Annotated in this window: 7 protein-coding genes; 6 read left to right on the forward strand and 1 reads right to left on the reverse strand. The window is 74.4% G+C overall.

Annotation, left to right across the window (positions count from 1 at the left end; translation table 11 throughout):
- Nucleotides 1-298: 298 nt before the first annotated feature.
- Entirely contained in the window at nt 299-1,240 is a 942-nt protein-coding gene (locus ACZ6RC_RS10560) for an SDR family oxidoreductase (protein WP_391139092.1), read from the reverse strand.
- 116 nt (nt 1,241-1,356) lie between these two features.
- Between ACZ6RC_RS10560 and ACZ6RC_RS10565 the strand changes: the two genes are divergently transcribed.
- From ACZ6RC_RS10565 to glgP, 6 genes are all read left to right on the forward strand, one after another.
- Nucleotides 1,357-2,346, forward strand: coding sequence for an AraC family transcriptional regulator (locus ACZ6RC_RS10565; protein WP_391139090.1), 990 nt, complete (start codon nt 1,357-1,359; stop codon nt 2,344-2,346).
- 215 nt (nt 2,347-2,561) lie between these two features.
- The gene (locus tag ACZ6RC_RS10570; RefSeq protein WP_469580719.1) at nt 2,562-4,061 is read left to right on the forward strand and encodes a 4-hydroxyphenylacetate 3-hydroxylase family protein; all 1,500 of its coding nucleotides are present in this window, start codon (nt 2,562-2,564) and stop codon (nt 4,059-4,061) included.
- Nucleotides 4,062-4,278: 217 nt separating this feature from the next.
- On the forward strand, nt 4,279-5,724 hold the full coding sequence (locus ACZ6RC_RS10575) for an MFS transporter (RefSeq protein WP_469580722.1): 1,446 nt from the start codon (nt 4,279-4,281) through the stop codon (nt 5,722-5,724).
- Nucleotides 5,725-5,895: 171 nt separating this feature from the next.
- Complete coding sequence (locus ACZ6RC_RS10580) at nt 5,896-7,035, forward strand: monodechloroaminopyrrolnitrin synthase PrnB family protein (protein ID WP_391139085.1); 1,140 nt, start codon at nt 5,896-5,898, stop codon at nt 7,033-7,035.
- A gap of 10 nt (nt 7,036-7,045) precedes the next feature.
- Nucleotides 7,046-8,467 carry an FAD-dependent monooxygenase gene (locus ACZ6RC_RS10585; RefSeq protein ID WP_391139083.1) on the forward strand — a complete coding sequence of 474 codons (1,422 nt, stop codon included), beginning with the start codon at nt 7,046-7,048 and terminating at the stop codon, nt 8,465-8,467.
- 139 nt (nt 8,468-8,606) lie between these two features.
- Nucleotides 8,607-11,186 carry an alpha-glucan family phosphorylase gene (glgP, locus tag ACZ6RC_RS10590; RefSeq protein WP_469580725.1) on the forward strand — a complete coding sequence of 860 codons (2,580 nt, stop codon included), beginning with the start codon at nt 8,607-8,609 and terminating at the stop codon, nt 11,184-11,186.
- Nucleotides 11,187-11,303 lie beyond the last annotated feature (117 nt).

Here is an 11,303-nt window from a genome sequence, read left to right on the forward strand (position 1 = left end):
AGCGGATTCACAGCATCACCTGAGGGTTTGCGGGGGTGCGGGTGGTGGTGCGCTCTTTGTAGCTCCGTCGACGGCTGGCGGGTTGCGGGCATGGCCGCTCCTGTCCGCGTTCACTCGGATGGCGGGTCTACGGGGTGTACCGGAGGAGCCTTCCTCGGTTTCCGGGCGGGCAATCCGGCGCTTTGTTAACTACTCGGACGTAGCCGCGGGGACAAGCACTCCCCGGCCACAAGAAACCGGCCCCGTCCTGCGAGGACGGGGCCGGCCGGGAGAAAAAGCCCGCACAGGGCCGATCGGGTCAGCCCTGGGGCGACGCCGAGGGCTCCTCCGCGTCCGTGGACCACACCTGCCACGGCTGACGCGTCACCCACTCCTCCACCGGCGCCGGGTTCACCCGGAGCACCTCGGCGGCGACCCCGTCGTCGGCCGCGAGGAGCAGCGGATCGGCTCCCGTCGCCATGTAGTGGTAGATCCCCGCGACCCCGGCCGCCGCCTTCGGCCCGAGCAGCTGCGCGAGCCCGCGCTCGAAGGCCTCGGGCGGCAGCGGCAGATAGTGCACCGCCCGCCCCAGGCCCCGGCCGAACGCCGCCGCCAGCTCGGCTCCCGTCATCGACCGGGCCCCGCCGATGTCGAACGTACGTCCGTCCAGGCCCTCCCCGGTCAGCGCCGCGAGCACCGCCTCCGCCAGGTCCCGGTGCGAGATCCAGGCCGCCGGGGTGTGCTCGGGCAGCGGATAGGCCAGGACACCGTCGTTGACCAGCGCCGGACCGTTCCACGGCGAGAAGAGGTTGTCCAGGTAGACCGGCGGTCTGACGACCACCAGCGGGACGCCGCAGTCCCGGAAGACCGCCTCGGCGATCCGCCGGGTCTCGAACGCGGCCACCGAGGTCGGGCCCTGCGGCACGCGGGTGTTCGCGTTGTAGACCAGGCGGACGATCCCGGCCTCCAGGGCGGCGAGCGCGATGTTCCGCGCGTACAGCCGGACCCGCTCCGGCTCGTACACCAGCGGCATCACCACCGAGGCATGGGTCATGCCCTCGAACAGCCGCCGCACGTCCGCGGCGCTCGCCAGGTCGCCCGCGACATAGGAGGCGCCCGGCAGGGGCGGGCGATCGCCCTCCGGACGGCGCGTGAGCGTACGGACCCGGTGGTGCCGCTCGGCCAGCAGGCGCGCCACCGCGCCCCCCTGGAAGCCGGTCGCTCCCACGACCGCCACCCGCATCGGAATCTGACTGGACATGTGTCGTTGAGGCCCTTCGATAGGCTGTGACTGCTGCCGTGACGGCTCTCTCAGGCTGGCGGCGGCGGCTTCGGCCGTTCAATTAACAAACCGGGGCGGAAGTTGAAGGATCGTCCATGGACACCGTGGGAACCGACTGTCACGACCGGCATGGGGAGGAGCGCGACGACCAGCGCGACGATCTCCTGAGCGAACTGCTGAAACCGCTCCGGCTCACCGGCGTCTTCGACAGCCGCTGGCACGTCCGCGCGCCCTGGGCCATCGAGGGCGACGCGGAGCAGAGCTGTGCCGTGCTGCACTACCTCGTCGAGGGCGGCTGCTGGATCACCGGCGAGGGCCAGACCCCCCTGGAGCTGCGCGCCGGCGATCTCATCGTCTTCCCCACCGGCACCGCCCACCGGCTCTCCGACCGCCCCGACCGGCAGGGCCTGCCGCTCAAGGCGGTCCTGCCCGAGCGCCAGCCCGGCACCTCCGGCGAGATCGTCATCGACGGCACCGGCACCGAGAGCCGGCTGCTGTGCGCCGGGCTCCACTACGACGCCAGCGCCGCCACCGGCCTCTACACCTCGCTGCCCTGGGCGCTGGTCCTCGACGGCACACAGGTCGAACGGGAACCGCTGCTCCGCGACACGCTCCGGCTGCTCGCCGACCCCGCCCGGCCCCTCGGCCCGGGGGACCGGCTGATCACCCTGCGCGCCTTCGAGATGGCCCTCGTGCTCGCCCTGCGCCCGCTGCTGCGCGAGCTGACCGACAACCCGGACGCGCTGCCGGTGCTCCGCCACCCCGGCATCAGCCGGGCCCTGGTCATGATCGCCACCCGGTTCGCCGAACCCTGGACCATCGAGTCCCTCGCCCGCGAGGTCGGCATGTCCCGCTCCGCGTTCACCGCCGCCTTCCGCGAACTGGTCGGCGAGGCGCCCGCCCGCCACCTCACGGGCCGGCGGATGCAGGAGGCGGCCCGGCTCCTCACGGAGACCTCGATCCCGCAGTCCGCGGTCCCGCCCCGGGTCGGCTACCAGAGCGCCGTCGGCTTCCACCTCGCCTTCCGGAAATGGTTCGGCATGACGCCGGGGGAGTACCGCTCCGGCGTCGACAACGCGGCCTGACCGCAGGCGCCCTGACCTGGCGCGAACCCCTCCGGCGGCCCGCGCGGGACGCGGCCCCGGGTGGACCGCGTCCATGATCCGGGCAAAAGCCGCATGACCGGAAGACGACTGGCCGGTTCTTAAGGACCGCTGGACGGACGTTCATTGCCCTCGCCCCCCGAGCCATGGAGGCTCAAGGCGGCAGAGCCATGACAGACGAGGAGAGGCGATAAGCGGTGACGAGGTCCGGGCAGGATTATCTGGAGGCGCTGCGCGACGGGCGCGAGATCTGGCTCGACGGAGAGCGGATCAAGGACGTCACCGCTCACCCCGCCTTCCGGGCCACCGCGGCCTCCTTCGCCGGGCTCTACGACCTCGCCCACGACTCCCCGCAGACCCCCGTCCTGGTCCAGGGCGGGGTGCACCGCGCCTACGCCGTGCCCCGGTCGTACGAGGACCTGGTCGCCCGCCGCCGGGCGTACAAGGCTTGGGCGGAGGCCAGTTACGGCTTCCTCGGCCGCACCCCCGACTACATGGCCTCCGGCGCGGCCGGGTTCGCCGCCGCCCCGCACGTCTTCGACACCGAGTGCTTCGACGGCGCCGACAACGCCCTGGCCTACCACCGCCGGCTCGCCGAGGGCGGGCTGTACTCCGCCTTCACCATCACCAACCCGGCCTCCGGGCGCGGCGAGGACGACCTGACGGTCCGGGTCGTCCAGGACCGCGCCGACGGGATCGTGGTCCGCGGCGCCAAGACCATCGGCACCGGGGCCGTCTTCGCCGACGAGATCCTCGTCGGGACGATCGAGCCGCTGGCGCGGGAGGACATCGAGCGGGCGCTCACCTTCTCCGTCCCCGTGGACACCCCCGGCCTGAAGCTCATATCGCGGACCTCGTACGAGGGGCGGGCCCGGTCCGTCTTCGACCATCCGCTCTCCTCGCGGTACGACGAGAACGACGCGCTGCTCGTCTGCGACGACGTGTTCGTCCCCTGGGAGCGGGTGCTGACCTACCGGGACGTGGACGCGACCGCCGCGATGTGGTGGCAGACCCCGGCCTATCTGAACTTCACCCACCAGTCGGCGACCCGGTTCTGGACCAAGCTGGAGTTCCTCACCGGCCTCGCGATCCTCATCGCCCGGTCCAACGGCACGGACGCGCTGCCGCCGGTCACCCAGGCCATCGGACGGCTCCTCGGCATGGTCGCGCAGGCCAAGGCGTTCGTCCTCGCCGCGGAGGCGTCGTGGGAGCCGGTCGACGGGGGCCGGGGCGGGGTGCGCCCGGGCCAGGAGATCTCCTTCGCCCAGCGGATCATGGCCGGAGAGCTGTACCCGAGGGCCGTCCAGGACATCAAGCTGCTCGCCGGCGGGGCGCTCGTCCAGACCCCGGCGAGCGGACGGGACCTGCTCCACCCGGAGCTGGGCCCGCTCGTACGCCAATACTTCCGCGCCCCCGGCCACCCGGCCGAGGACCGGCTCAAGCTCCTGAAGCTCGCCTGGGACGCCCTCGGTTCGGAGTTCGCCGGCCGCCACGAGCAGTACGAGCGCTTCTACCAGGGAGCCCCGCACGTCTATCTGACGATGCAGACCTGGGCGGGCGGCGCCGACGACTGCGTGGGCCTGGCACAGGCCTGCCTGGACGGGTACGACCTCGGGACGACGACGGGGCCGGCGGCGGGCGCGCCGGGGCCGGCCGCCGGGCCGGCGACGGGGACGACGCCCGGGACCGGCCGGTGACCCCGCACCGAGCGACCCACGGCGACACCGGAGGATTCGGGGCCCGGCCGTCGTCCCCGTTGGCAGGTCGGGAGACGCACGGCGACACCGGAGGATTCGGGGCCCGGCCCTCGTCGCCGTCGGCAGGTCGGGAGACGCACGGCGACACCGGGGGCTCCCGGGCCCGGCCGTCGTCGCCGTCGGCAGGTCGGGCGGTCCGGCGCCGGGAGGTCCGGCGGTGAGTGCCTCTCCTTCCCCGCGCGGCGCCCTCGCGCTGCTCGCGTCCACGCAGCTGCTGCTCATCCTGGACACCGCGGTCGTCAACGTCGCCCTCCCCTCGATCGGCGAGGACCTCGGGTCGGGCTCGGCCGGCCTCTCCTGGGTGGCCAACGCCTACCTGATCACCTTCGGCGGTCTGCTGCTGCTCGGCGGCCGCGCCGCCGACCTCCTCGGCCACCGCCGGCTCTTCCTCGCCGGTCTCGGCGTGCTGGCCGCCGCCTCGGCCGCCGGCGCGCTCGCCCCGGGCGCGTCCACCCTCGTCGCCGCCCGCGCCGCCCAGGGCGTCGGCGCCGCCGTCGCCGCGGCCGCCGCGTTCGCGCTCCTCCTCGGCCTGTTCCCGGACGGCCCCGCCCGCCACAAGGCGCTCGGCGCCTTCGCCGCCATGGGCGGCCTCGGCGGCGTCCTCGGCACCGTGGTCGGCGGCGTCCTCACCGACCTCCTCGGCTGGCGCTCCACGTTCTGGCTCAACGTCCTGGTCGCCGCCGCCCTGGCCGCCCTCGCCCCGCGCGTCCTCGCACCGGGCGGGCGCCGGGCCGCCCGGGACTTCGACCTCGCCGGAGCCTTCGCCGCCACCGGCGGGCTCGGGCTCGTCGCGTACGCCCTCGTCGGAGGCGGCGAGTCCGGCTGGCTCTCCCCCCGTACCCTCGGCGCCGGCGGCGCGGGGCTGGCCCTCCTCGCCGCGTTCGCGGTGATCGAGACCCGGGCCGCCGCTCCCCTCGTGCCGCCCGCCGTGCTCGCCCGTCCGGCGCTCCGGCTCGCCAACATCCTCGGCGCCCTCGCCCAGATGACGCTCTTCCCGATGTTCTTCCTGGTCAGCCTCTATCTGCAGAGCGTCATCGGCCACTCCCCGCTCGGCGGCGGCCTGGGGCTGCTGCCGCTCTCGCTGGTCGTCGTCGCGGTCGCCCCGCGGACCGGCCGGCTCATCCTGCGGATCGGGCTGACCCGGACCATGACCCTCGGCTTCGTGCTGCTCTGCGCCGGCACCCTGTGGCTGGCGCTCGCGCTCACCGCCGACGGCACCTTCCTCACCACCGTCCTCGCGCCCAGCCTGGTGCTGGGCGTCGCCCTGCCGCTGGTCATGGTCACCACCAATGTGGCCGCCACGGCCGAGGCAGCCCCCGAGGAGACCGGCCTGGCATCCGGACTCGTCAACACCGCCCAGCAGTTCGGGTCGGTGCTCGGTCTTGCCGTTCTGGTGGCCATCGCCACCACCCGTACCGACGCTGCCACCGCAGCGGCCCAGACCACCGGTTTCAGAGCCGCGCTCCTCGTCGGCGCGGCCTTCGCCGCCGTCGCCGCGACGCTCTCGGTACGCCTGCGCCTCCCCGCCCCCGCCCCGGCGCCACCGCGCCGGGACCGGGCGGCCGAGCCGACCCACGGTGACCACGTGGGTGACCACACCTGATCTCGGCGACCCGCCGGAGGGGCGCGTCTGCCGACAGGGAGATACGCGCTCGGCTCCCCGACCACGGGGGACCCTCGGACGATGTCCAGGGGGGAGCCGGGCACCATCGACCGTCGGCAGCCGCACCGACCGCCCCCGAGGCACACCGAAACCACGAAGAGGGGCATTCCGTTGACCCTGTACGACCTTGTCGCGCCCGGTCTCGACGAACGCGGCGATCCGCGTTACCGCATCTCCGACATACGCGCCGCCGATCCACTCGGCGCCGACGCCCTGCTCGCCGCGCTGCCCGCGATGAACGCCGACGCCGACGTCGCCGCGCTCGTCGTGTCCCTGCGCACCCTCGTCCCCGACCCGGACCGGGCGGCCGAGTGGAACGTGGAGGCCGCCCTGGCCGCCATGCGCGACCTGGGCATCCTGCTCGGCTCGCTGAAACGCCACGGCGTCCAGCCGGTCGCCGCCGTCCCCGAGGTGCTGCCCATCCTCGAACTCCTGGGCCGGCGCACCGACATGGTGCCCCGGGACACCGTGCACCACTACACCACCTGGAACCCGCTCGGCCCACGCCAGCGGATGTACACCGGGCACCCCATGGAGGGACACCTCCAGGAGGCCGTCCGGATGACCTTCCCCGGTCTGGTGGCCGCGCTCGACACCTGCGCGCGCCTCGCCCGGCTGGAACCGTACGACCCCGGCTTCGCGGTCGCCCTCGACCGCCTCGCCCACCACGTCCAGTCGATGGTCGACTCCATCGACTTCACCGTCGCCCACGTCACCCCGGAGTTCTTCGCGCTCACCCTGCGCCCCTACTTCGAGGAGGTCGAGGTCGCCGGGCGCGACTACCTCGGCCCCGCCGCCGCCCAGGTCCCGCTCTGGCTGGTCGACCTGACGCTCTGGCAGTGCGACCGCTCCCACCCCGACTATGACGCCTTCCTCGACGACTCCGTGCAGTACAGCCTGCCGTCCTGGCGGGACTTCCATACCCGGCACATCGGCGGCGTCTCCGCCGTCAGCAAGCTGTCCGCCGCCGTCAGCTGGGAGAACGTCGAGCGGCTGCCCCCGCAGCTGGAGGCGTCCGCGCAGGCCCTCGCCCGCGTCCTGAAGATCCTCAAGACCTTCCGCGCCCGCCACATCGGGATCGCCCGCAAGGCCTACCGCGACGACCTGCGGCTGTACGACGAGGGCAGCGGCGGCGCCCCGATCGTCCTGCTGCGCTCGATCCTCGACCTGACCCGGGACAACGAGACCATGGTGCGCCAGGCGACGGGCAGCCCCCGGCCGGTCGCGGGCGCCCGCACGTCGGCGGCGTGAGGAGAGACCGATGAACACCGACACACCTTCCTCGGGCGCGCTGCCGGACGCCCTGTCGGACGTCCTGTCCGACGAGTGCGACCTGCCCGGCTGCGGACTGCTGCACGTGGTCGTCGCCGGCGGCGGCATCGCGGGCCTCACCACCGCCCTCGCCCTGCACGCCGCCGGATTCCAGCGCGTCACCGTCGTGGAGGCGGCCAGGACCGGCCGTCCGGTCGGCGCCGGGCTCAACCTGATGCCCAACGCCGTCCGCGAGCTCGACGCGCTCGGCCTGCTCGACCGCCTGGAGGCCGGCGCCGTACGCACCCGCGAACTGCGCTACTACCACCGCTCGGGCGGCCTGATCTCCCGCGAGCCGCGCGGGCTCGGCGCCGGCTACCGCTGGCCCCAGCTCTCCGTCCACCGCGCCCACCTCCAGCGGGTCCTGGCCGAGGCGGTACGCGAACGGCTCGGCCCCGCCGCCCTGATCAGGGGGGTCCGCGTCACCCACGCGGAGACGCTGCCCGACGGCCGCCCGCGCATCCAGCTGGAGCACCGCGACGGCACCACCCGGGGCCGGGCCTCCCTCGAACCGGACGTCCTGATCGGCGCCGACGGCATCCGCTCGGCCGTCCGGGCCGCGCTCAACCCGGGCGAGGGCGCCCCGCCCTGGAACGGGATGACGGTGTGGCGGGGGGTCTCCCGGATGCCCGCCCGGGCCGTCGGCGACTCCATGTTCATCGCCGGGGACGACCGCCAGAAGGCCGTCGTCTACCCCCTGACCGAGCCCTCGGACCCGGACGGCACCGTCCTGGTCAACTGGGCCCTCGCCCGCCCCGCCGACGACACGGCGGGGGAGGAGCGGCGCGCGGAGTACCGGGGCGACTGGAACCGCGCCGTCGCTGTAGAAACGTTCCTGCACCACTTCGAGGGGTGGGAGTTCGACGGCGTCAGCGTGCCCGGCATCCTGCGGGCCGCCGACGCCGCGCACGCGTACCCCATGGTCGACCGCGAGCCCCTGGAGCGCTGGACCCACGGCCGCACCACCCTCGTGGGCGACGCCGCCCACGCGATGTACCCGATCGGCTCCAACGGCGCCACCCAGTCCGTCGTCGACGCCCGCGCCCTCGCCCACGCGCTGGCCCGCCACCGTGACCCGGCGGTCGCCCTCGCCGCCTACGAGGAGGAGCGCCGGCCCGCCATGACGGCCCTGCAGCAGGCCAATCGCCGGCTCGGCCCCGAGGTCGTCATCAACCTGGCCCACCAGCGGGCGCCGCACGGCTTCACCGACATCCACGAGGTGATCCCCGCCCACGAACTGGCCGCCATCGCCGCCCGCTACGCCGCCACCGGAGCCTTCGACCCGACCGCCGTCAACCAGGGGTCCCCCTACGGCACACGCCGTCCGGGTGCCCCCGCCCCACCCCCCGTACGGGTGGGCGCGCCGCTCTGACGCCCCGTCCGGGCCACGGCACCACCCCCGCGCGCCGTGGTCCGGACGGAGGCAGTGGCCTACCTTCGAGGGGACGCACAGCGGACGCACAGCGTGGTGCGTCCGCTCCGCTCCGCTCTCCCCTGCGAAGGTGGAACACGTGAAGGCAATCCGTCGATTCACCGTGCGCCCCGTCCTCCCCGACACCCTTCGACCGCTCACCGACCTGGCGCGGAACCTGCGCTGGTCCTGGCACGAGCCGACCCGTGAACTCTTCGACTCCGTGGCCACCGTCCCCGCCGGGGACCGCCGCACCGACGACGGCGACCCCGTCCGGCTGCTCGGCTCCGTCTCCGCCGCCCGCCTCGCGGCCCTCGCCGCCGACCAGGAGTTCCTGGACCGGCTGCACGCCGCCGCCGAGGACCTCGACCACTATCTGCACGCCCCCCGCTGGTATCAGGAACACCAGGAACACCACGGCGGGCTGCCCGCCGCGATCGCGTACTTCTCCCCCGAGTTCGGCGTCACCGCCGCCCTGCCCCAGTACTCCGGCGGCCTCGGCATCCTCGCCGGCGACCACCTCAAGGCCGCCAGCGACCTCGGCGTCCCGCTGATCGGCGTCGGACTCCTCTACCGCCACGGCTACTTCCGCCAGTCCCTCTCCCGCGAGGGCTGGCAGCTGGAGCACTACCCCGTCCTCGACCCCGGCGAGCTGCCGCTCTGCCTGCTCCGCGACACCGACGGCGCCCCCGCCAAGGTCACCCTCGCCCTGCCCGGCGGCCGCAGCCTGCACGCCCACATCTGGACCGCGCAGGTCGGCCGCGTCCCCCTGCTGATGCTCGACAGCGACGTCGAGGAGAACGCGCCCGGCGAACGCAATGTCACCGACCGCCTCTACGGCGGCGGCAGCGAGCACCGGCTCCTCCAGGAGATGCTCCTCGGCATCGGCGGCGTCCGGGCCGTCCGTACGTACTGCCGGCTCACCGGCACCCCGGCGCCCGAGGTCTTCCACACCAACGAGGGCCACGCCGGCTTCCTCGGCCTCGAACGCATCCGCGAACTGGCCGGCGACGGCATCGGCTTCGACGCGGCCCTGGAGACCGTCCGCGCCGGGACCGTCTTCACCACCCACACGCCCGTCCCCGCGGGCATCGACCGATTCGACCGCGGTCTCGTCGCCCGCCACCTCGGTGACGACGGCGAGCTGCCCGGCGTCGACGTCGGACGGATCCTCGCCCTCGGCGACGAGACCCCGCTCGGCGGCGAGCCCGGACTCTTCAACATGGCCGCCATGGGGCTGCGCCTGGCCCAGCGCGCCAACGGCGTCTCCACCCTGCACGGGGGAGTCAGCCGCCAGATGTTCGCCGGACTGTGGCCGGGCTTCGACTCCGGCGAGGTGCCCATCGGCTCCATCACCAACGGCGTCCACGCGCCGACCTGGACCGCCCCCGAGGTCGGCCGGCTCGGCCCGGACGCCGACGACCGCGCGCTGTGGGAGCTGCGCCGCACCCTGCGCGAACAGCTCGTCACCGAGGTACGGGAGCGGCTGCGGGCCTCCTGGCGGCAGCGTGGCGCCGCGGCCGCCGAACTCGGCTGGACCGACTCCGTCCTCGACCCCGACGTCCTCACCATCGGCTTCGCCCGCCGGGTCCCGTCGTACAAGCGCCTCACCCTGATGCTCCGCGACCCGGACCGGCTGCGGGCGCTGCTGCTCCACCCCGAGCGGCCCGTCCAGCTCGTGGTGGCCGGCAAGGCCCACCCGGCCGACGACGGCGGGAAGCGGCTCGTGCAGGAGCTGGTGCGGTTCGCCGACGACCCCCGGGTCCGGCACCGGATCGTGTTCCTGCCCGACTACGGCATGGCCATGGCGCGCAAGCTGTACCCCGGCTGCGACGTCTGGTTGAACAACCCGCTGCGGCCGCTGGAGGCGTGCGGCACCAGCGGGATGAAGGCCGCGCTCAACGGCTGCCTCAACCTCTCGGTCCTCGACGGCTGGTGGGACGAGTGGTTCGAGCCGGACTTCGGCTGGGCCATCCCGACCGCGGACGGGGCGGCCGCCGCCGACCAGGAGCGCCGGGACGACCTGGAGGCGGCCGCGCTCTACGAACTCGTCGAGCGCCGGGTCGCCCCCCGCTTCTACGACCGGGGGGAGGACGGCGTCCCCGCCCGCTGGACCGCGATGGTCCGCCGGACCCTCGGCGACCTCGGGCCCAAGGTGCTCGCCGACCGGATGGTCCGGGAGTACGTGGAGCGGCTGTACGCCCCCGCCGCGGCGGCGCGCCGCGAGCTCGACCCGGACGCGGCGCGGGAACTGGCCGACTGGAAGTCCCGGGTCCGGACCGCATGGCCGAAGGTCGCCGTCCACCACGTGGAGGTCGGCGAACTCGGCGAGGACCTCGGCGACGCCGAGCTGGGCGCGACGCTCGCGGTACGGGTCGCCGTGTCGCTCGGGGAGCTGCGGCCGGAGGACGTGGAGGTGCAGGCGGTCACCGGGCGCGTCACCCCCGACGACACCCTCGCCGACCCCCGCGTCTGCGCCCTGAAGCCGGCCGGCGGGGGCTCCGACCTCGACGGCCGGCGGATCTACGAGGGCTCCCTGGTCCTGGACCGCACCGGGCCCTTCGGCTGCACGGTCCGGGTCCTGCCGGCCCACGCCCGTCTCGCCTCGCCGGCCGAGCCCGGCCTGGTGGTCTGGCCGGCCGACGCCGTGGCGGAGGGGGCCGGGGTGCTGCTGCGCTGACGAGCCGCCGGGGGGGGGGGGGCCCCCCCCCCCCCGCCCCCCCCCCCCCCCCCCCCCCCCCCCCCCGGGACCGTGAACGGCGTATGGCAGTCGTGTTGCGGCCCCCCCGTATCCCTT

This window comes from Streptomyces sp. NPDC048353, from assembly GCF_055587165.1.

Excerpts from the sequence above, each read along its gene's own strand:
- ACZ6RC_RS10565 (WP_391139090.1), top strand. The coding sequence starts at position 1,357 with ATGGACACCGTGGGAACCGACTGTCACGACCGGCATGGGGAGGAGCGC.
- ACZ6RC_RS10585 (WP_391139083.1), top strand. The coding sequence starts at position 7,046 with ATGAACACCGACACACCTTCCTCGGGCGCGCTGCCGGACGCCCTGTCG.
- ACZ6RC_RS10560 (WP_391139092.1), bottom strand. The coding sequence starts at position 1,240 with ATGTCCAGTCAGATTCCGATGCGGGTGGCGGTCGTGGGAGCGACCGGC.